This window comes from Rhizobium laguerreae (assembly GCF_019778565.1).
GTDB classification, from domain to species: domain Bacteria; phylum Pseudomonadota; class Alphaproteobacteria; order Rhizobiales; family Rhizobiaceae; genus Rhizobium; species Rhizobium laguerreae.
This window is the reverse complement of sequence record NZ_JAAXQT010000012.1, coordinates 38,871-60,199: the sequence shown is the minus strand read 5'-3', so window position 1 is coordinate 60,199 and position 21,329 is coordinate 38,871. Positions and strand designations below refer to the sequence as shown.

At 61.4% G+C, this 21,329-nt stretch carries 17 protein-coding genes; 6 read left to right on the top strand and 11 right to left on the bottom strand.

Annotated elements, in window-relative coordinates:
* Positions 1 to 6: 6 nt before the first annotated feature.
* The 6 genes from HFO71_RS30040 to bcoG form a co-directional block, all read right to left on the bottom strand.
* Positions 7 to 1,596 carry an ABC transporter substrate-binding protein gene (locus HFO71_RS30040; protein ID WP_168285536.1) on the bottom strand — a complete coding sequence of 530 codons (1,590 nt, stop codon included), beginning with the start codon at positions 1,594 to 1,596 and terminating at the stop codon, positions 7 to 9.
* A 118-nt stretch (positions 1,597 to 1,714) separates the two neighbouring features.
* Positions 1,715 to 2,497 (bottom strand): carnitinyl-CoA dehydratase, encoded by a 783-nt coding sequence (locus HFO71_RS30035; RefSeq protein ID WP_221959750.1) that lies wholly within the window; start codon positions 2,495 to 2,497, stop codon positions 1,715 to 1,717.
* A 6-nt stretch (positions 2,498 to 2,503) separates the two neighbouring features.
* Positions 2,504 to 4,558 carry an acetate--CoA ligase family protein gene (locus HFO71_RS30030; protein ID WP_221988811.1) on the bottom strand — a complete coding sequence of 685 codons (2,055 nt, stop codon included), beginning with the start codon at positions 4,556 to 4,558 and terminating at the stop codon, positions 2,504 to 2,506.
* A gap of 4 nt (positions 4,559 to 4,562) precedes the next feature.
* Positions 4,563 to 5,723 carry an acyl-CoA dehydrogenase family protein gene (locus HFO71_RS30025; protein WP_132612699.1) on the bottom strand — a complete coding sequence of 387 codons (1,161 nt, stop codon included), beginning with the start codon at positions 5,721 to 5,723 and terminating at the stop codon, positions 4,563 to 4,565.
* Positions 5,724 to 5,733: 10 nt separating this feature from the next.
* Positions 5,734 to 7,224, bottom strand: a complete 1,491-nt coding sequence (locus HFO71_RS30020) for a carnitine 3-dehydrogenase (RefSeq protein ID WP_132612701.1) — start codon at positions 7,222 to 7,224, stop codon at positions 5,734 to 5,736.
* Positions 7,225 to 7,231: 7 nt separating this feature from the next.
* Positions 7,232 to 8,134 carry a 3-dehydrocarnitine:acetyl-CoA trimethylamine transferase BcoG gene (gene bcoG, locus HFO71_RS30015; RefSeq protein WP_221988810.1) on the bottom strand — a complete coding sequence of 301 codons (903 nt, stop codon included), beginning with the start codon at positions 8,132 to 8,134 and terminating at the stop codon, positions 7,232 to 7,234.
* 40 nt (positions 8,135 to 8,174) lie between these two features.
* Here bcoG and HFO71_RS30010 point away from each other — a divergent pair, with 40 nt between their 5' ends.
* On the top strand, positions 8,175 to 9,233 hold the full coding sequence (locus HFO71_RS30010) for a GlxA family transcriptional regulator (RefSeq protein ID WP_077980824.1): 1,059 nt from the start codon (positions 8,175 to 8,177) through the stop codon (positions 9,231 to 9,233).
* On the opposite strand, the gene HFO71_RS30005 is transcribed toward HFO71_RS30010, so the two are convergent.
* Entirely contained in the window at positions 9,208 to 10,083 is an 876-nt protein-coding gene (locus HFO71_RS30005; protein WP_025398309.1) for a LysR substrate-binding domain-containing protein, read from the bottom strand. The genes HFO71_RS30010 and HFO71_RS30005 overlap by 26 nt on opposite strands.
* A gap of 113 nt (positions 10,084 to 10,196) precedes the next feature.
* Here HFO71_RS30005 and HFO71_RS30000 point away from each other — a divergent pair, with 113 nt between their 5' ends.
* The gene (locus tag HFO71_RS30000; RefSeq protein ID WP_221988809.1) at positions 10,197 to 11,102 is read left to right on the top strand and encodes a DMT family transporter; all 906 of its coding nucleotides are present in this window, start codon (positions 10,197 to 10,199) and stop codon (positions 11,100 to 11,102) included.
* 601 nt (positions 11,103 to 11,703) lie between these two features.
* Positions 11,704 to 12,894, top strand: a complete 1,191-nt coding sequence (gene fdhA / locus HFO71_RS29995; RefSeq protein WP_020047878.1) for a formaldehyde dehydrogenase, glutathione-independent — start codon at positions 11,704 to 11,706, stop codon at positions 12,892 to 12,894.
* A gap of 131 nt (positions 12,895 to 13,025) precedes the next feature.
* On the opposite strand, the gene HFO71_RS29990 is transcribed toward fdhA, so the two are convergent.
* Positions 13,026 to 13,832, bottom strand: coding sequence for a transporter substrate-binding domain-containing protein (locus HFO71_RS29990; RefSeq protein ID WP_168256893.1), 807 nt, complete (start codon positions 13,830 to 13,832; stop codon positions 13,026 to 13,028).
* Positions 13,833 to 13,935: 103 nt separating this feature from the next.
* Between HFO71_RS29990 and HFO71_RS29985 the strand changes: the two genes are divergently transcribed.
* Positions 13,936 to 16,329 (top strand): putative bifunctional diguanylate cyclase/phosphodiesterase, encoded by a 2,394-nt coding sequence (locus HFO71_RS29985; RefSeq protein ID WP_221988872.1) that lies wholly within the window; start codon positions 13,936 to 13,938, stop codon positions 16,327 to 16,329.
* Between the two features lie 81 nt (positions 16,330 to 16,410).
* Complete coding sequence (locus HFO71_RS29980) at positions 16,411 to 16,995, top strand: cysteine hydrolase family protein (RefSeq protein WP_221988807.1); 585 nt, start codon at positions 16,411 to 16,413, stop codon at positions 16,993 to 16,995.
* A gap of 92 nt (positions 16,996 to 17,087) precedes the next feature.
* On the opposite strand, the gene speB is transcribed toward HFO71_RS29980, so the two are convergent.
* Positions 17,088 to 18,143 carry an agmatinase gene (gene speB, locus HFO71_RS29975; protein WP_132612707.1) on the bottom strand — a complete coding sequence of 352 codons (1,056 nt, stop codon included), beginning with the start codon at positions 18,141 to 18,143 and terminating at the stop codon, positions 17,088 to 17,090.
* Positions 18,144 to 18,239: 96 nt separating this feature from the next.
* Here speB and HFO71_RS29970 point away from each other — a divergent pair, with 96 nt between their 5' ends.
* Positions 18,240 to 19,403: an aminotransferase gene (locus HFO71_RS29970; protein WP_221988806.1), complete on the top strand. Its 1,164-nt coding sequence runs from the start codon at positions 18,240 to 18,242 to the stop codon at positions 19,401 to 19,403.
* On the opposite strand, the gene HFO71_RS29965 is transcribed toward HFO71_RS29970, so the two are convergent.
* Positions 19,380 to 19,919, bottom strand: coding sequence for a flavin reductase family protein (locus HFO71_RS29965; protein ID WP_221988805.1), 540 nt, complete (start codon positions 19,917 to 19,919; stop codon positions 19,380 to 19,382). The genes HFO71_RS29970 and HFO71_RS29965 overlap by 24 nt on opposite strands.
* Positions 19,916 to 21,271 carry an LLM class flavin-dependent oxidoreductase gene (locus HFO71_RS29960; RefSeq protein WP_077980819.1) on the bottom strand — a complete coding sequence of 452 codons (1,356 nt, stop codon included), beginning with the start codon at positions 21,269 to 21,271 and terminating at the stop codon, positions 19,916 to 19,918. Before HFO71_RS29960 ends, HFO71_RS29965 begins: the two co-directional genes overlap by 4 nt.
* Positions 21,272 to 21,329 lie beyond the last annotated feature (58 nt).

Genomic DNA, 21,329 nt, shown 5'->3' with positions numbered 1-21,329 from the left:
ATGCCCTCAGGCGTCCAGCCAGACGCGGGTCGCGACGTAGCCGTTCGACATGTCGTTACCGATGTCGTGGACATAACCCTTCACCTGCTTAGTGGAGGCGTTCACGAAATCGTTGAACATCGGCAGGATCACCCCACCTTCGTCGCGCACCGTCATCGCCATGGTGCGATACATCTCCTTGCGCTTGGCTTCATCAAGCTCGGAGCGGGCCTCCAGCAGCAGCTTGTCGAAGTCAGGACGCTTGAACTTGGTGTCGTTCCAGTCCGCCGTCGAGAGATAGGCGGTGGAATACATCTGGTCCTGGGTCGGACGGCCACCCCAGTAGGAGGTCGAGAAGGGTTGGACGTTCCAGACATTGGTCCAGTAGCCGTCGCCCGGTTCGCGCTTGACCTCAATCTCGATGCCAGCCTTCTTGCAGCTCTCCTGGTAGAGGACGGCTGCATCGACACCGCCAGGGAAGGCGACCTCGGAGGTGCGCAGAAGCACCGAACCGCTATGGCCCGACTTCTTGTAGTGGAACGCGGCCTTGTCGGGATCGTAAACGCGCTGCTCGATGCCCTCCGGAAACAGCGCATAGGTGCTGTTGATCGGGAAGTCGTTGCCGACCTTGCCGTAACCGCCGAGGATCTTCTCCACCATGGTCTCGCGGTCCATGGCGTATTTGAGGGCGAGGCGCAGGTCGTTGTTGTCGAACGGCGCCTTGTCGCAATGCATGATGAAGACGTAGTGGCCGCGGCCGGCGGTCGAGAGAATCTCGACGTTCGGGGCGCGCTTCAGCAGGTTGACGGTCTTGGGGTCGACGCGGTTAATGTAATGCACCTGGCCGGACGACAGGGCCGCGATGCGGGCGGTGGCATCATTCATGCCGATGATCTCGATCGAATCGACATAACCGCGGTCGGTGCGCCAGTCGTCCTTGTTCTTTTCGAAGGTGGCGCGGACGCCGGGCTCGAAGCTCGTCATCTTGTAGGGGCCGGTGCCGATCGAGGCGAGAGGATCGTCGACGCCGCCGTTCGGCTGGATGACCAGATGGTAGTCGGACAGCAGCAGCGGCATGTCGGCATTGCCTTCGCTGAGCGTCAGCACTAGATTGCCGCCGTCGGCCTTGATCTCTTTGATCGAGCCGAGAACACCGAGCGCGCCGGATTCCGACTTCGCATCGGTGTGACGTTTCAGCGTCGCAACGACGTCGTCGATCGTCAGTTCCTTGCCATCGTGGAACTTGACGCCCTTGCGGATCTTGAAGGTCCAGGTGACAGCATCCTTCGAGGGCTCCCAGGATTCGGCGAGTGAGGGCACGGCGGCACCCGTCAGTGGATCGGATTCGACCAGCATGTCGCCCCAGCAGCGGCCGATGCAGAACATGACCTGCGACAGGAACTTCGCCGGGTCCTTCGAATCGGTGGCTGCACCGCCTTCAAGGCCGAGCTTCAGGTGGCCGCCGCGCTTCGGTTCGGCGGCTTCGGCACTTTCGGTGAAGAGCTTGTCGGCGACGGCAAGTGTGATGCCGGCCGCCATGGCGCGTCCCATGAATTCGCGGCGGCTGAGCCCGCCGGCGGTGACACGGCTTGCGAGATATTTGGTGTAGTCGTTCATTCCCCTGTTCCTTCTTTATGGTGCGTTGACAGAACTTCCGGGCTGGTCCGCAGGCGGTTTCCTCTCCCCCTCCGGTGCCCGCATCATGCGGGAAAACAGTGCGGTTGCTGCCGCCTGGTTATTTTCCTTTCCAAATGGGGCTTCGCTTCTCGGCGAAAGCCCGTGCGCCTTCCAATTGGTCCTCGCTCGAATAGAGCCTGTCGACCGTCGCAAACTGCCGCTTGGTGATCTTGTTCATGGCAGTCTGGAACGTCGAACCCTCCGCCTCGCGGACGATTTCCTTGATGGCCGCATAAACGAGCGTCGGACCGCTCGCGAGCAGCCGGGCAAGCTCCCAGGCTCTTTCCATCAGCCGATCGGCCGGTAGGATCTCGTTGACGAAACCCCAGCGATGCGCCTCGTGAACGTCGAGCCAGCGTCCCGTCAAAAGCATGTCCATGGCTATGTGATAGGGGATGCGTTTCGGCAGCTTGATCGAGGCCGCATCGGCAACCGTGCCCGAGCGGATTTCCGGCAGAGCGAAACTCGCATGCTCGGCGGCAACGATCAGGTCGGCCGATAGCGCGATCTCCAGTCCACCGCCGCAACAGATGCCGTTCACCGCACAAATGACCGGCTTGTTGAGGTCGCGCAGTTCCTGCAGCCCGCCGAAGCCGCCGACGCCGTAATCTCCGTCGACCGCGTCGCCTGATGCCGCCGCCTTGAGATCCCATCCGGCACAGAAAAACTTCTCGCCGGCGCCTGTCACGATGGCGACGCGCAACGCCGGATCGTCGCGGAATTCTCGGAAGATCAACCCCAGGGCACGGCTGGTCGCAAGGTCGATGGCATTCGCCTTCGGCCGGTCGATGACGACTTCGAGCACTCCGTCGTCATATCCTGTGCGAATGGGATCGCTCAACCTATGCTACCTCCTCCGCCGTATCAGAGCATCAACGACGGCAACGCCACGCCCTTCGGGAAGAACCATCAGTGGATTAATGTCCAGTTCCTCCAGGGATGCCGCGTTCTTTACGACATAATCTGCCGTTGCTGAGACAGCGCCGACAGCGGCTTCTAGATCGCCTTTTGGCCGACCGCGATAGCCATAGATCAATTTTGCGAGCTTGAGACGTGAAATCGCCGCGTGAATGTCGGTTTTCGTCGCCGGAAGTGGCAAGATGACGGAATCCTCAAGCAATTCAACAAAGATTCCTCCCGCTCCAAGCGTGAGCGACAATCCGAAGACAGGGTCGCGGATGGCGCCGACAATGAGCTCGGCGACCGGCGGATCGATCATCTTCTCGACCAGAAAACCGGCATTCGGCGGCATTGCCGCTGCCGCATTCGACACGGCCTTAATATCCTTCAGGTTGAGTACAACGGCCCCGGCCTCGGTCTTGTGGGCAATGCCGAGCGCTTTCAGCACGACGGGAAAACCGAGCCGCTCGGCCTGCTCGGCCGCTTGACCGGGAGAGGAAGCCAACAGCCCCTTTGGAACCGGAAGGCCAAAGGCGGCAAGCTCAGCCTTCGCATCGGCCTCCGTCAGCGTCTCGATCTCGCCATCGATAGAGGACACGTCGAGCAGCGGCAGGGGAGGCGGGCGAATCCACGCCTGGCCTATGCCGGCGGCGACTTCCGCAGCCGTGATGGCTTCGTCGATACCGCAGAAGGCAATGATGCCATTTGCCATCAGCCGATCGGCGATAGGCTCCGGCATGTTTTCCGGAAGGGTCGCCAGAAGGCCGGCCAGCGCACCGCTTGCGGCGGCAGCCGTCATGACAGCGTCCGCCGTCATCGCCCATTCGGAGGCATCGCAGCGGTCACCGCGGGGGAAGTCGAGGACGACGAGATTGAGGGCATAGGCGCCCTCGAACATGGCACTGAAGGCTTCGGTCTGGCGTGCGAGATCACCCCAGACGAAGGTGTGGTAATCGAGCGGATTGGAAAGCGTCACCATCTCGCCGAGGACCCGCCGCAGACGGGGTAACTGTTGCGGCTGCAGCGCGGGGAATTCCACGTTGCGACCGACGACGGCATCCGCCATCAGCGAAGCTTCGCCACCGGAACAGCTCATCGACGAGATCGAATGGCTTGCGAGCGGTCCGGCGACATGCAGCAGCTTCAGGGTTTCGAGCAGCGCCGGCAAGGTCTGGACACGGCCAAGGCCGAGGCGGGCGAGCACGGCATCAGCGACGGCATCGCTGCCAGCAAGCGAGGCGGTATGCGAAACCGCAGCGCGTTTTGCCTGCTCGGATCTGCCGACCTTCAACACGACGATCGGTTTCCTCGACCGCCGGGCAATGGCGGCCAGGCGTTCGAGTGCCGAGAGATCGCCGAAACCTTCGACATGAAGGCCGAGCGCCGTCACACGCGGGTCGTCGATCAATGCGCAGGCGACATCGGCAAGCGATGTCTGCGCCTGATTGCCTGCGGTGACCACATAGGCGATCGGCACGCCGCGGGTCTGCATGGTCAGGTTGATAGCGATATTGGAGGACTGCGTGAGGATCGCGACGCCACGTTCGATACGCTGCATCCCATGCTGATCAGGCCACAGCAGCGCACCGTCGAGACCGTTGATGAAGCCGTAGCAATTCGGCCCGAGGATCGGCATGTCGCCGGCAGCCGCCAAAAGGGCCTGCTGCAGCTCGGCGCCGTCGCCGAGTTCACTCGTCGCCTCGCTGAAGCCTGATGCATAACAGACCGCCCCGCCGGCACCGGTCTCGGAAAGGCTGCGGACGATCTCGACGGTTAGCGTCCTGTTGACGCCGACGAAGGCGGCGTCCGGCGCCGAAGGCAGGTCGGAGACGGAGCGATAGCAGGGCCGCCCGAGCACCTCGTCGAGCTTCGGATGAACAGGCCAGATCTCGCCCGCAAAGCCCATGCGGTCGCATTGCTCGATCACCCTGCGCGCCTCGCGGCCGCCGAAGACGGCGATCGTTTGCGGTCTGAGCAGGCGGTCGAGCGGGCGAGATGTCATCGGCTCACGCTCCCAAGGGTCTGAGCAGATCGCGGCTGATGATATGCCGCTGGATTTCAGAGGTGCCGTCCCAGATACGCTCGACGCGCGCATCGCGCCAGAAGCGGGCGAGCGGCAGGTCGTCCATCAGGCCCATGCCGCCGAAGATCTGAATCGCTTCATCGGTGACGCGGGCCAGCATTTCGGATGAGTAGAGTTTGGCCGAGGCGATCTGCCGGTCTGCCGAGAGCCCGGCATCGAGCCGCCAGGCGGCGGCGAGCGTCAGCCAGTCGGCCGCATCGATCTCGGTGATCATGTCGGCAAGCTTGAACGACACGCCCTGATTGGCGCCGATCGGCTTGCCGAACTGCTTGCGCTCTGCGGCATAGGGCAGCGTCATGTCGAAGACGCGCCGCGCCCGCCCGACGCAAGTGGCGGCCACCGTCAACCGCGTGCCGTAGAGCCATTGATTGGCGATATCGAAGCCGCGATGCACCTCGCCCAGCACTTGGGCTTCGGGAATCCGGCAATCGTCGAAGCTGAGCGTTGAGTTGTGGTAGCCGCGATGCGAAACGGAATCGTAGCCCTTGAGGATCTCGAAACCCGGCGTGCCGCGATCCACCAGGAAGGCGGTGATCTTCTTCTTGATACCTTTCGGCGTTTCCTCCTCGCCCGTCGCGGCAAAGACAATGACGAAATCGGCGACATCGGCATGCGAGATGAAATGTTTCGTGCCGTTGAGGACGAAATCGCTGCCGTCGCGGCGGGCGGCGCATTTCATACCGCGCATATCGGAACCGGCGTCCGGCTCGGTGATGGCAAGCGCATCGATCTTCTCGCCGCGCACCGCAGGCAGGAGATAGCGCTCGCGCTGCTCGCCCTCGCAGGCCATCAGGATGCCGGAGGGCCGGCCGAAGAAAACCGTCAGCCCGAGGGAACCGCGCCCGAGCTCCCGCTCGACCAGCGTGAAGGTGACATGGTCGAGGCCGGCGCCGCCGACTTCTTCCGGGAAATTGCAGGCGTAGAAGCCAAGATCGACGCATTTGCGCCGGATCTCGACTCCGAGCTCCGGCGGGACGATGCCGCTGCGCTCGACCTCGTTTTCATGCGGATAGATTTCGGTCTCGACGAAGGCGCGGACCGTCTCGACGATCATTTCCTGTTCTTCGCTCAGTCCGAAATTCATGCCGATCCTCCTACCGCCTCTGGCCGACGTGACGGCCGGCGCCTTCGGGCGCTGCCAACTCCGCATGGGCTCTGGCGATCGCCTTCGCCTTGTCGATGATATCAGCCGGCGCCGGCACGGCCTTGCCGGCCTTACTGTCGACATGCAGCAACATGTGCTCGGCCGTGGCAAGCGCCTCGCCCGTCGCCGTATCATGAAGCGTGTGGAAGACGTGCAGCCGCTTCTCGTCGACATCAAGGACCTGGCAGGTCGAATGGATCGCCTGGCCGAGCTTCGCCTCGCCGAGATGACGGATGTGGGTTTCCACCGTGTAATAGCTCTGCCCCGCCTCGACATAGGCGAGATCGACGCCGATCAGGCGCAGCAGCGCATCTGAGGTATCGCCAAAAACCTGCAGGTAGCGGTGTTCGGTCATATGGCCGTTATAGTCGACCCAGGCAGGGCTGACCTTCGTCTCGACGAGCTTCAACGGCTTCGACGGGTCGAAAGAGGTGGTCGCTCTGCCGCCTGCTGCCCAGAGCGATTGCTCGAAGTCCTTCAGCAGCTTGCCGGCGCCCCAGCCCCTGCCGCCATCGCCGCCCTTCAGGGCCTGCAGGATGCCGACAAGGTTTTCGTCGCGGATGCGTTCGAGTTCACGGATCGACAGGCCAGCCGCCTGTTCGTCGGATTGCCGGCCGATCTTTTCGATCAGTGCATCGTCGAGATCGACGACATCGGTAAGCTTGGTCCAGGGCCAGGCAAGGCAGGGGCCGAACTGGGCGAGGAAGTGGCGCATGCCGGCCTCGCCGCCGGCGATGCGGTAGGTCTGGAACAGACCCATCTGCGCCCAGCGCAGGCCGAAGGAGTAGCGGATGACGTCATCAAGCGTCTCGACGGTGCAAATATCGTCGTGGATCAGCCACAGGGCCTCGCGCCAGAGCGCTTCGAGCAGCCGGTCGCCGACAAAGGCCTCGATCTCCTTGGCGATGTGGACGCCCTTCATGCCGATCGGAGCCAGTCTTTCCATCGCCGCCCGGATGGTCGCCGCCGAGGTCTTTTCGCCGCCAACGATTTCGACGAGCGGTAGCAGATAGACGGGATTATAGGGGTGAGCGACGAAGAGGCGCTGGGGATGCTTCATGTCGCGCTGCAGATCGGTCGGCAGCAGGCCTGACGTGGAAGAGCCGATCAGGGCGTCCGGCCGCGCCACAGCATCGATCTCAGTCAGCACACCGCGCTTGAGGTCGAGCCTTTCCGGCACGCTTTCCTGAATCCAGTCGGCGCCGGCGACGGCCTCCTCGAGCGTCGTGCAGAAGGTCAGCCTGCCGCGGGGCGGCAGGGGCGCTCCGGTCAGCATGGCATAGGCTTTTTCAGCGTTGGCGAGCACTTCGCCGACGATGCGGCTCGCTTCCGGATGCGGATCGAACACGTTCACGTCGATGCCGGCCAGCAGAAAACGCGCGATCCATCCGCCGCCGATGACGCCGCCGCCGATACAAGCCGCCTTGTTGATCCCAGTCATGCCGTCCTCAGCGCTTCGTCAGTTTGAGTTTCTTGCGAACGTCTTCCGGACCGATGATCCGCGCACCCATGCCTTCGACCACCTGCACGGCCTTTTCGACGAGGTCGGCATTGGTGGCGAGCTGGCCCTTGCCGACAAAGAGGTTGTCCTCCAGGCCGACGCGCACGTTGCCGCCGGCGAGAACGGCCGCCGCCGGATAGGCCATGGCGTTGCGGCCAATCGAAAAGGCCGAGAAGGTCCAGCTCTCAGGCACGTTGTTGACCATCGCCATGAAAGTGTTGAGATCGTCGGGCGCGCCCCACGGAATGCCCATGCAGAGCTGGATCAGCACCGGGTCTTCGATCAGGCCTTCCTCGGCAAGCTGCTTGGCAAACCAGAGATGGCCGGTGTCGAAGGCCTCGATCTCGGGGCGCACGCCGAGATCCGTCATCTTCTTCGCCATCGCCCGCAGCATGGCCGGCGTGTTGGTCATGACATAGTCGCCGAGATTGAAGTTCATCGTGCCGCAGTCGAGCGTGCAGATTTCAGGCAGGCATTCGGCGACATGGCTGACGCGCTCGGTAGCGCCCGCCATATCCGTTCCCTTTGGATTGAGGGGAAGCGGCTTTTCGACATCCCCGAAGATCAGGTCCCCGCCCATGCCGGCAGTGAGATTGAGGACGACGTCGATATCGGCCGAGCGGATGCGGTCGGTGACTTCCCTGTAGAGGTCGTTGCGGCGGCTGGCGGCACCCGTTTCCGGGTCGCGGACATGACAGTGAACGACCGCAGCACCAGCCTTTGCCGCGTCGATGGCGGAATCGGCGATCTGCTTGGGAGTGATCGGCACGTGATTGGATCTGGAAACCGTATCGCCGGCACCGGTAACGGCGCAGGTGATAAAGACATCGCGGTTCATCGCAAGAGGCATGTTTTTGGTCTCCCTCGTCTTGTCCCCATTACGCGACAGGATGGACGGCGATGCGTTGCAATTTCGGAAGCAATCCATACATTATCGGAACTCAAGGGAGGTGATCTTGCTGCAGCGATCGACGGAACGGCTCGATATCGACCTTCTCGTCCTGCCGGATGCGAACCTGATCCTGATCGCCTCGGTCATCGAGCCGTTGCGCGGCGCCAACCGCATTTCCGGCAGCGAGCTCTATCGCTGGCGGCTGCTGACGCCGGACGGAGCGCCGGTCCTGACCACCAGCAATATCGCCGTGCCCGCGCGAGGCGCTTTCAAGGCGACGACCGAGGATGCGCCGCTGTTTGTGCTGGCCAGTTACAACTGGCGGCGCAGCGCGACCCCGGCGCTGAAGATGCAGCTCTCCCAGGCTGCCCGCTATCGCACGGTGATTGCCGGCATCGAGTCCGGCACATGGCTGCTGGCCGAAGCCAGCCTGCTCGACGGGTTGCAGGCCACCGTCCACTGGGAAGACTATGAGGATTTTGCGCTGACCTATCCTGAGGTACAGGCCGTCAAGGATCGCTTCGTCATCGACGGCAAGCGCCTGACGACCTCGGGTTCGCTTCCGACCGTCGACCTGATGCTGGAGGTGATCCGGCAACGGCAAGGCTATTCGCTGGCGCTCGAGGTCAGCCGGCTATTCCGTTACGAGCAGCCGTCCTTCCATACCGATGAGCCTCTTTCCGCAGCCTCGGCCGGACTGCGCATGCACGATCCCCGTGTTGCGCAAGCGGTGCGACTAATGGAGGAGCATATCGAGCAGCCTCTGATTCTCACGCGGCTCGCCCGCAGGGTGGGCATCAGCGCCCGGCATCTGCAGGATCTCTTCCAGCAGAGTATCGGCGCGCCGCCGCATGTGCATTATCTCGCGCTGCGCTTGAATGCGGCCCGCCGCAAGGTGATCGAGACGACGGCCTCCTTCGCCGACATCGCGGCGGCGACCGGCTTCAACTCGGCCTCAGCCTTTGCGAGAAGCTATAGGGCGAATTTTTCGGAGAGCCCGTCCGAGACCCGCCGCCGCTTGCGCCGCCGCATCACGTCATCGCAGGTGCTGGGATAGGCTGGAACGCGTCCCGTATCATTTCAGCTAGTTCCCGGACGGCTTCGCTGGAACGATAGGTGCTTCGGCGCAGCACGACCTTGGAGGAATCGACCGGCGGGAAACCATCTTCGGCGGTGAGTTCCCGGCAGCCGGGCGGGATGTTGCTGCGGGAAAGCGTGGTGACGGCAAGACCGGCGATGACGGCATTCTTCAACCCCGAGCCCGTATCGGCGATAAAGGCGATCCGGTAGTTGCGGCCGGTCTGCTCCAGCGACCGGAGCGCAAAATCGCGGCACCAGGTGGAATTGCGATAGATCGCAATCGGCAGGGGATCGATATCGTGCAGCCGATGGACCATCGATGTGACCCAGACCGTGGGATCAATGCAGATGACCTCGCCTTTGGTCTCGTCGCTCCAGTCAAAAACGACGGCCAGATCGAGCTCGTCCCGCTCGAGGGCGGCCAGGTTGCGGACCGTGTAGTCGCAGGACACAGTGACCTCGACGGCCGGGTGGCGGACGGCGAAAGCCGCAAGGGCCGCCGGCAGCACCGTCTGGCTGTATTCCTCGGGAATTCCGATGCGTACCGGTCCATCCAGCGGCTTGCTGCGAATCGTCGCAGCCGCCTCGTTCAAGAGGTCGATGATCCTGCGGGCGTAGGGCACGAGTTGGATGCCCGGGCGCGTGAGCAGCACGCCGCGGGCGCCGCGATCGAACAGCGTTTCGCCGATCGTCTGCTCGAGCCTCTTAATCTGGGTGCTGACGGCCGACTGCGTCCGCCCGATGCGCTGCGCGGCGGCGGAGAAATTGGATGTCTCGGCAACGACCAGGAAGGTTCTCAGCAGGTCGCTCTCAATCGGCTCGTGCATCGGAATAGCCATAGAAAAAATCGATGGTAGTCATCTCTACTATTCGTTTGTCCGATGTCAATTCCTGGTGCAAAAAGGAGCCGCGTTCGACTTCCTTCTTTGAGAATATCTGCGTGACTATTGAAAATCCGTCCAGACGCCTCGCAGGCAGCGAGCACGAGAAGGGTGTGCTTCTCATCATTGCCGCGACGCTTGCCTGGAGCGCGAGCGGCGTCTATTCGCGGCTCCTGACGACCGACGTATGGACGGCGATCGCCTGGCGGTCGTTGTTCGGCGGCCTGTTTCTGCTGATCCCCTGCTTTTTCCTCGAAGGGGGCATGTCACGGCAGCAATGGCGATCCGTCTTCCATCCGTCCGGTCTTGCTATGATCGCATGCCAGACCTTCAGTCAGGTATGCTTCATCGGGGCGCTCTACATGACCACCGTCGCCAATGTGACGATGATCTATGCGACCGCGCCTTTCATCGCAGCGTTGCTCGGCTGGGTCATCCTCCGGGAGAGGGTCTCCAGGCGGACGCTGATTGCAGGCGGCATCTCGCTCCTCGGCGTTGCGGTCATCGTCGCCTCGTCGATCGGCGGCGGTACCGGTTGGGGCGACCTGCTGGCGCTCGGCATGACGGCGTCCTTCGCGCTCGTCATCATCATTCCGCGCGTCAGTCCTGATGTGCCGAGCCTGCCGCCGACCGTGGTCAGCGCCTTCCTGACGCTGGTTATCTTTGCTCCGTTCGGTTCGGTCGGCTCGCTCGACCTCCACAACTGGATCGTCCTTGCTGCTTTCGGTGCGACCAATTTCTCGCTCGCGCTGGTTCTCTTCCTTGCCGGAGCGAAACGGATGCGGCCGGCAGAAGCCGCGCTGATCGGCACGATGGAAATCGTGCTCACACCCTTCTGGGTCTGGTTGTTGTTTTCCGAGCAGCCGCCCGTTGCCACCTTTTTCGGCGGTGCGATCATCCTTGGAGCCGTGCTCTGGCACACAGCCATCGACGTCAACCGCAGCCGCCGGCCGCATCGCGCGTAAACCTCTCATCCTCAACGCAGGCCGCAATCAAATCTTCCCGGGCGATCCGGAAAACCGCCGCATTCGCGGGATCAATTATTTCCCCTGCGCAGCGAGCTATTGCGACTTTGCCGACTGTCGTCTTTGGATCGCGCCCATGTCGTTTTTTTGATCGCTGTTTTGCGTCAACCGTGGTTTGTTTGGGGTGTTCAAGGCGCTACCTCGCAAACTGGCGAAATGGACGATTGGGAAGCCTGCCTGACGCGCCGGCGCTCCCCGCAGCGGTAGAAGAACTGACATCCTCATGGAAATCGCCGGACAAACATCCGGAAAGATATCGAGATCGATCGAAAAGGAGATTCTGGAGCCGGAAACCAGCTCTTGTCACAGCAAATCGACGGATTGCAGGCAGACGATCACGAGCGGAACGAAGGGCGAAAGCCATGGCGTTTGCTCCTCTTCTCCATTCAATCTGTCCCTTTTGCCAAATCCAAATATCGCCCGGTGCGGCGGTATCCTCGTGTTGTGGACGCCGGGCTGCAGAGGAGGCAGGCCGGAGGGAAGGTTGCCATCGACTGCATCGGTTGCAGATCGAGGCATTCAAACAAAGTGGGAGGAATCCATGAGCAAAAATAGAGGCGTCGTCTATCTCCGGCCGGGCAAGGTCGAAGTCCGCGACATCGACGATCCGAAGCTGGAAGCGCCCGACGGCCGCCGCATCGAACACGGCGTCATCCTGAAGGTGATCTCGACCAATATCTGCGGCTCCGATCAGCACATGGTCCGCGGCCGCACGACGGCGATGCCGGGCCTGGTCCTCGGTCATGAAATCACTGGCGAGATCATCGAGAAAGGCATCGACGTCGAGATGCTCGACATCGGCGATATCGTCTCGGTGCCCTTCAATGTCGCCTGCGGCCGTTGCCGCTGCTGCAAGTCTCAGGATACCGGTGTCTGCCTGACGGTAAACCCGGCCCGCGCCGGCGGTGCTTACGGTTATGTCGACATGGGGGGCTGGATCGGCGGACAGGCACGCTACGTCACCATTCCCTACGCAGATTTCAACCTGCTGAAAATCCCTGATCGGGACAAGGCGATGGCGAAGATCCGCGATCTCACCATGCTCTCCGACATTCTGCCCACCGGCTTCCATGGCGCAGTGCGTGCAGGCGTTGGGGTCGGCTCGACCGTCTATGTCGCCGGCGCTGGCCCCGTCGGCCTTGCGGCTGCGGCTTCAGCTCGCATTCTCGGCGCTGCAGTCGTGATGATCGGTGATTTCAACAAGGACCGCCTGGCGCATGCGGCGAAGGTTGGTTTCGAACCGATCGACCTGTCGAAGAGCGACCGTCTTGGCGATATGATCGCGCAGGTCGTTGGAACCAACGAGGTGGACAGCGCCATCGATGCGGTCGGCTTCGAGGCACGCGGCCACTCGGGCGGGGAACAGCCGGCGATCGTGCTCAATCAGATGATGGAGATTACCCGCGCGGCGGGTTCGATCGGCATTCCCGGCCTTTACGTGACCGAGGATCCGGGCGCCGTCGACAACGCCGCCAAACACGGCAATCTTTCGCTCCGTTTCGGCCTCGGATGGGCCAAGGCGCAGTCCTTCCACACAGGCCAGACTCCGGTGATCAAATACAATCGTCAGCTCATGCAGGCGATCCTCCACGACCGACTGCCAATTGCCGATATCGTCAACGCCAAGGTCATCCCGCTCGACGATGCCGCCAATGGATATGAGAGCTTCGACCAGGGAGCGGCGACGAAATATGTCCTCGATCCGCACGGCGAGGTGGCGAAAGCCGCATAGCGATGCGACCTAGAGCAATTCCAGCAAAAGTGCGCAGCGGTTTTGCGTCCGGGGTTGCGTAACACAGGACTTGATAGGGATGGCCGGGCGAAAACCCGGCCATCCCGCGTTGTCGAAAATTGGCCGGCGAACTACTGGATGCTGAACGGGAAGTATTTTGCATTGATCATATCGTAGGTCCCGTCCGCCTTGATGCTCTTCAGCGCTTCGTTCAGGCGCGTCAGACGCTCCTTGTCATCCAGGCGGAGCGCGATCCCGGCACCTTCGCCGAAGTATATGACGTCGACCAGATCCGGCCCTTTGAACTCGCAGCAGGTTCCCGCCTTCGTGTTGGCGATCCAGTCGTAGATGGCAAGTTTGTCCTCCAGGATGATATCGACGCTGCCGTCCGACAACCCCTTGTACAATTCAGGCGAAGACCGGAAGACCTTCTTTTTCATCTTCGGATAGACATGGTTGGCGTAGGATTCCTGCGCCGTCGACGACGTCACCCCGAGGATCTTGCCGCTGAGGCCAGCGGGGCTGACATCGCTGATCGGCGAATCCTTCCGAGCGATGAACACGGAAGGGCTGTTGTAGTATTTCTCCGTGAAGGCAACCTTTTGACGCCGCTCAAGGCTCATCGACATGGATGAGATGATCGCGTCGTATTTTTCCGCAACGAGATTGGGAATTATGTCGTCCCACTTCTCGATGATGAATTGGCATTCGAACTTGCCGACCTCGCAGAGGGCGTTAGCGATATCGATATCGAATCCCTGAAGCTTGTTATTTGCATCGAGATAGTTGAAGGGTGGAAACGCACCTTCGACGGCAACTCTCATGGGAGTGCGATCTTGCGCGGCCACCTCGAGCGGCGAGGTCGCAGCCAGTAGGATACCCATCCCGCCCGCCATCAGCGCTCCGCGCAGTATAGTCTGAATGGATATGCGCAACATCGTCGGGAACTCCTTGGGCGTATTCAATCTCGCCCATAGTGCGCCGCAGCCTTTAATTCTACGTGAACGCTTCTTTGTTAGCGTCGACGAATGCGCCCATGTCGTGGTGTTCAGGGGTCTACGCTTGCACATCGTTCTTCCTTCCAGCTCCAACACGTTTCAGCAATCCTGGATCGCTTCGGGAAGAATTCTGTTTCTGATTGCCGTCAGCGGGCTTGGAGCGATCGGACTCGTCGTGCTATCGGCGCTCTGGGCAGGAACCGAGAGCGACGCTGCCGCCCTTGATCGACAGCGCCAGCTTGTGAATGCCCGCCTGCGGGAACAGGTCGATCAAGTCGCACATGTTATCGGGCAGTTCGGCAATGGTTACCTCGCACGTGTTTATCCTGCCGCCCTGGCGACCGAAGGCTCCTCCAGCCTCGATGCCGTTTTGACGGCGGCAGCCGGGAGTGCGATCAGCCAGACGGCGATGTCTGCCTTCGGCTACGATCAGGCCTTTGTCGTCGATGACAAGGCTCAACTGCTCATGCTGGCGGACGCTCAAACGGAGAAGCGATACCGCTGGATGAAGCCTCTCTTTTTGCCTCTCCTTAAGGATGCCCGTCTTGGGGTCAGGCGAAGCACGGCTTTGAACGAACGAACGCCGTCCTCAATGGAAGCCCGCCTTGCAAGCGCCGCCCGTTCCAACCTTGCTTTGGCCAACCTGATGCGGCTGGAGGGCCGGCCGACGATCGTGGGCGCCGTCGCCATCAACGAGGTTGCCGGGGGACAGCAGCAGCCGATGCGGCAATTCTTGATCGTCGTGCGATTTATCGATGGTGCGGCGTTGGATGAATTGAGCCGGGAACAGGGCCTTAACGGCGCCCGCTTCGCGCGCACGGCCGATGCAGACGAAAACGAGGTTGCGTTCCAGATTGACGCCACGGCAAACGGCGAACCGATCGGCTTCATCGTATGGCGGCCCGATCTTCCAGGTTCGAGGGTGATCGGTCGATTGATGCCGGCGCTTTCAATTGCCGCCTTGGTGATCGCGATCCTGTTCTCGGTCTTGCTGGTGCGCCTGCGAAGCAGTCTCGGCGAGTTGAGGAAAAGCGAGCTGCATGCAAGGCAGCTTGCCTTGCATGATGTGCTCACGGATCTGCCCAACCGAGCCTTGTTCGCCATGAGGTTCGACGAATGCTTGGCCGAGACGCAGAATTCGACCGAGCGCTCGGCAGTCGCACTTCTCGACCTCGACCGCTTCAAAGCCGTGAACGACACATTCGGCCACGCCGCCGGCGATGAACTCATCAGGATGGCCGCAGAGCGGATCCGCTCCTTGCTTCGTCCGGGCGACACACTGGCCCGGCTCGGAGGCGACGAATTCGCCCTGCTTCTCCGGGACATCAAAGATCATGACCACGTTTTGCCGGAAATATGCGAAGCAATCGTTGCCGAACTTGGCAAGCCCTTCGCGCTTTTGAGGGGCGAGGCGGTGGCGCGCGTCGGCGGCTCGATCGGCGTGACCGTCGTGCCGGACGCCGGGCGGAACGCCGATGACATCATGCGCTACGCCGACGTCGCGCTGTACGAGGCAAAGATGGGCGGGAGAGGCCAGTGGCGTCTCTATTCACCGTCCATGGACGGCGGCAGGAATGCGCGCGACATTCTCAAGAACGAATTGCGGGACGTTTTGGCCAAAAGCGCGGCCTCGTCCGCTGATGCTCCTCAATCCGATCCGATTGCGAACCGGCCGGACTTCGGATCGCTCGAGGTCTATTACCAAACGGTTCATCGCGCTGAGGCAGAATACGCGGCGTCGGGCGCGGAGGCTCTGGTGCGTTGGCGTCACAGCCAGCGCGGGCTCTTGACGCCTGCCAGCTTCATCCCTGTCGCCGAGGAGGGCGGCCTCATCGACGCTCTCGGCTTCTGGGTCTTACGCGAAGCCTGCAGAGCCGCCTGCAAATGGCCGGAAGACACATTCGTTGCGGTCAACGTGTCTCCCGCCCAGTTGAGAAGACCAAATTTCGCCGAGGAAGTCTTCGCCGTGCTTGAGGAGAGCGGCCTGCAGCCGTCCCGGCTCGAGCTCGAGCTTACCGAATCCTCGCTGATCGAAGATAATTCGGACGTTTATACGGTGCTGAAGTCACTGCGCAGCCGGGGTGTTCAGGTTTCGCTGGATGATTTCGGAACCGGCTATTCATGCCTCAGCCACCTGGTGCGTTTCGATATCGACCGCATCAAGATCGATCGTTCATTCGTCTCGCAGCTCGGCACGAAAGCAAACGGGGCGGCAATCATCGGCGCCATCGTCGCGCTCAGCCGCAATCTCGGTATCTCGACGACGGCTGAAGGGGTCGAAACCGAATATCAACGCGACTTTCTGGCCGCCCTTGGCTGCACCGACCTCCAAGGCTACTTCTTCTCCAAACCGGTTCCTCTGCACGAACTTGACTGCTTCCGGAAAGCTGAGAGCACCGCCGGATTGCTGACGATTGCTCCAGGCGCCGTCGCGTAAGGGACTTCTGATCTTCCGCTGGTCAGGGGAACCTTCGCCCCGTGCGACAGTTGACGACCCGAAGAGCGGATGGAGGATCTGATGGGCGAGGTCGGCGAGTGGCGGCACCTTTGCGTCGACGTGCAGCGGATGTTTGCCGAAGACACACCGTGGCACGTACCCTGGATGGCGCGGGTCTCCCCCCAGATCGAAAAGTTGGCCGGTCGGCACCCGTCGCGAACGATATTTACTCGCTTCCTGCCACCCGAGCGTGCGGACGACATGCCGGGGAAATGGCGGGACTATTACCGGAAATGGTGGATGATGACGGGCGAACATCTTCCGCGCGACTTGATCGATCTGGCTTCATCGCTGGCGGCGTTGGTTCCGCCGGCAAGGTATTTCGACAAACGCACCTACTCCCCTTGGATCGATGGTCGCCTGCATGCGATCCTTCAGTCGGAGCGGGTCGATACGCTTGTCGTAACCGGCGGAGAAACCGATGTCTGCGTGCTTGCCACGACGCTCGGCGCGATCGATCTCGGCTATCGTGTCATTGTGCTGAAGGACGCCGTCTGCAGCGGCGCCGACGATACGCATGACGCGTCACTGGAACTTCTGCACGATCGGTTCTCCGTGCAGCTCGAACTCATCGAGACCGAAGAATTTTTGAGGGGCATTGGTTAAAGCATGTCGCGCAAAAGTATGCGGCGGTTTTGCGCAAACGACATGGTCTTGGCCCATCCGGCCAATTGCCAGAGATGACCGAGAGGTCGGTCTCAGCGTTTGCCGATCGACGGACTGAACACCATGAGGCTCAGGATCTCAAAGAGCACCTGTGCTGCGGCGTGCGCCGTGTTGGTCGTTGCGTCATATTGCGGGGCAACTTCGACGACGTCACCGCCCACTAAGTTGATCCCTTTCAGCCCGCGTATCAGCTCAAGGACTTCACGTGTAGTCAATCCACCGACCTCGGGCGTGCCCGTGCCGGGCGCAAAGCTCGGATCGAGGCTGTCGACGTCGAAGGAAAGATAGGTCGGGCCGTCGCCGACGATGGATTTTGCCTTGGCAATGACGGCCGCAATCCCCATTCCGCTGATATCCTCTGCGTGGATCACGGTCATTCCCGACGCATAGGAGAATTCCCATAAATATTCCGCTGAACCACGAATGCCAATCTGGATCGTCCTTGTCGGATCGAGCACGCCGTCCAGCACGGCATTGCGGAACGGCCCGCCGTGATGAAACTTCGTCTGATCGAAGGCGCCGCTTGTATCGCAATGAGCATCGATATGAATGAGGCCGACTGGCTGCTGCCGGCCGATGGCCTTCAAAATCGGGTGGCTGATGGAATGATCGCCGCCGACGGAAAGCGGGGCAACGCCGGCATCGACGATCTGGCCGATGCGTCTTTCGATGTCGTCATGGCTGAGCTCCAGCCGGTAACGGCTTTGGAACGATATGTCGCCGATATCGGCGACCCTGAGATCGAAGACCGGCGCCGTGGCGAGAACGTGATTGTAGGGGCCGATCCTTTCGATGGCGCGAAGTGCTCTTGGTCCGAAACGCGAGCCTGGACGATTGGTGACGCCAAGATCCATGGGGACCCCGGTGATTGCAACCTGGACATTGCCGAAGTCAGGATCATCGGCCGCGACCGGCATGTAAGGCGCGCTGAGGAAGGTCGGTATTCCGGCATAGGGCGCCAGTCTCGTGCCGCTCTTGGAGATGATCTTCTCCGCCACTTTGCGAAACTTCTCGTCGAATATCTCGCCGCCATTGGCATCTGCAAATTCTGCGCGCAGCTGTTCCAGCCGCGTTTTATCCCACACCATGCGCATGTGTCTCCGCTTCAGGTCCGTCTCGTCAGACAAAGAGGTTGAGAAAGCAATTGGTATCGTTGTAGCAATCAGTATCAAAGAGAAATCGATATGATTGCTGCAAAACCCAATTCGCTCGTTGCCCGCCTCTCTGCCCCGCCCATTCCTTCCGTCGTCGCCTGGAGCCGCGAATACAAGGGGGAAAAAGGGCCGCTCATCGATCTGTCGCAAGCGGTGCCCGGCTATCCCGCGCATCCGGAGATGCTGCGGCTTCTGGGCGAAGCGGCCGGGCAACAGGCCATGACGGGTTACGGGCCGATCGAGGGTGAACCTTTATTGCGCAAGACCTACGCGGCTCATCTTGCCGAGCTTTACGGTGCCGCCCTTTCCGCCGGCAATATTCATATTACCGCCGGCTGCAATCAGGCGTTCATGTGTGCGGCAATCGCGCTTGCGGGCGCCGGCGATACGGTCGCGCTGACCAAACCCTTCTATTTCAATCACGACACGACGCTATCGATGCTGGGAATCGGGCGCCGGTTGGTCGATTGCGACCCCGCCTTCGGCTTTCTTCCCGATCCGGGTTCAGCCGAGGCGGCGCTTGCGGCGGGCGCGAAGATGCTTGCCGTCGTGACACCCAACAATCCCACAGGAGCCGTGTATCCACCAAGGCTGCTTCACGAGCTTTTTATGCTTTGCCGGAAATACGGCGCCTGGCTGATCCTCGATGAAACCTATCGCGATTTCCTTGGCGAGGATGACGGAAGGCCGCACTCTCTTCTCTCCGAGCCGGGCTGGGAGGACACGCTCGTTCTTCTCTACAGCTTCTCGAAATCCTTCTGCATTCCCGGTCATCGATTGGGTGCAATCACGGCAGGGCCCAAACTCATCGCCGAAATCGCCAAGGTGATGGACAATATGCAAATCTGCGCGCCACGGTCGGCTCAGATCGCCGTTGCATCGGCGATCCCCGCGCTCGCCGATTGGCGGGCCGGCAACCGGCTGGAGATCGCTCGCCGGGCGGAGGCGTTGAGGCAGGTCTTTTCCGGGCTGCCGGATTGGCAGATCGGAGCAATCGGCGCCTACTTCGCTTTTGTCCGCCATCCTCACGCCGATCGATCGTCTTCCGAGGTTGCCGAAAAACTCGCCAAGGAATCCGGCGTTGTTTGCTTGCCCGGCGCCTATTTCGGGGAGGGGCAGGAGCGATACCTCAGACTAGCCTTTGCCAATGCGGATGTCGCATCGATAGGGCTATTGTCCGAGCGCCTTCGCTAGACCGTTTTGATCAACCTCCGCCGGAAGTTGATGATAGCCGCCGCGCCAATATAGGAGCGGCCCTATGCCCTGCCGGATTTCCATCGCGCAGACATGTCCGACCAAAACGGCATGGGAATTGTAGTGGAATGCGGTTTCGAGCTTGCAGTCCAGGGCCGTCAGGGCATTTTCAAGGGCCGCCGCGCCGGTCTTGAGGCGATACCATCCCGCATCGCCGTAGCGTTCGGCGCCCTTTCGCCCGCCAAGACCGGCAAAGGATTGCGCCACCTGCTGCTGGTCGGCGGCGAGCACGTTAACGCAGAAGCAGCCGTACCGCTGCAACGCCGGCCATGAGGAAGATGCTCGGTTGACGCTGACCATGACGGACGGCAACTCCGCCGAAAGCGAGGAGACCGACGTTGCCGTGAAGCCGGTGCGGTGTTGCCCGTCGCCGACCGTAATCACGCTGACGGCACCCGCCAGATGACGCATCGAAAGCTTGAAGTCCGCTTCGCTGATCAGAGCCTCGACACTCATCGAGCCGGCTCTTTCGTTTTGACAAAGCGGTTGACAGGCATTGAAAGGCCGAGGTTCTCGCGCAAGGTCTTGCCCTCATATTCCTCACGGAACAACCCGCGGCGGCGAAGCTCCGGCAGGACCAGCCGCACGAAGTCGTCGAGGCTGGACGGCAAGGTGGGGAACATCAGGATGAAGCCGTCGGCGGCGCGCGTCTCGAACCATTCCTCCATGAAGTCGGCAATCTGGGCCGGCGTCCCCGTCATGCCATTTCCGGTATGCTTCTCGGCATAGTGCCGGATAAGTTCGCCGACGGTGCGGCCGCTTCTGACGAAATCGACCAACTCGTCGAACAAGGCGCGTGATCCCTTCGGCGCCGCCGGCAGCCGATCCATGGGGAAGGGCTTGTCGAGAGCGACATCGCGCAGGTCCGCTTCCAGGAATTCGGAGAGCATCAGCCGGCCGACATCCGGATGCATCTTGTCGATCAGATAGTCCACCTTCGCCTTTGCCTCGGCTTCGGTTTCACCGACGTTGATGACGATGCCCGGCATGATTTTCAGGTCGTCGGGATCGCGCCCATGGGCGGGCATCCGGCGTTTGACGTTTTCGTAAAAGGCCCGGTTCCGGTCGATATTCGATGCGAGGCTGAAGACGATCTCGGCCGTGCGCGCCGCCATGTCCATTCCGGGTTCCGAACCGCCCGCCTGGGCAATCACGGGGCGGCCCTGGGGCGTTCGCGCGATGTTGAGGGGACCGCGCACCTGGAAGTGCTTGCCTTTGTGATTGAGCGTGTGGTGCTTGTCCTTGTCATAGTAGACACCGTTTTCGCGGTCGAGAAGCAGCGCGCCTTCCTCGAAGCTGTCCCAGAGGCCGAATACGACATCGACGAACTCGTTGCCGCGCTCGTAACGCAATGCATGCGGGTCGAGCCCCTCGCGATTGAAGTTGTAGCCGGTTTCATCGTGATCGGAGGTAACGACATTCCAGCAGACGCGCCCCTTGCTCAAATGGTCGATCGAGGCGAACAGGCGCGCGACATTGTATGGCTCGTAGTAACTCGTCGAGACCGTCGCCACGAGACCGAGATCGTTGGTGGTGACGGCCAGAGCCGAAAGCAGCGAGAGCGGTTCGAAACGGTTCATCTTGGTCGGGATGCGGGCAAGCGCCTTCGGATCGCCGACGGCGGCGGCAGGAGAATCCGCCATGAACATGAAATCGAATTTGGCCGCCTCCGATCGTTTGGCGACATCGAGCAGATGAGCGAAGTCGTTGGCGCCGTTGACGTCACTTTCCGGATGCAGCCAGGAGGCGGGATGAAAGCCGAACGTATAGACGAAAGTCCCGAGTTTCATCTTGTCAGTTCGCGCCATCGAGCTCTCCTGCTATGTCGGCCACGCCGCCAACGGTGGGCGGCGACTGCGCAAATTA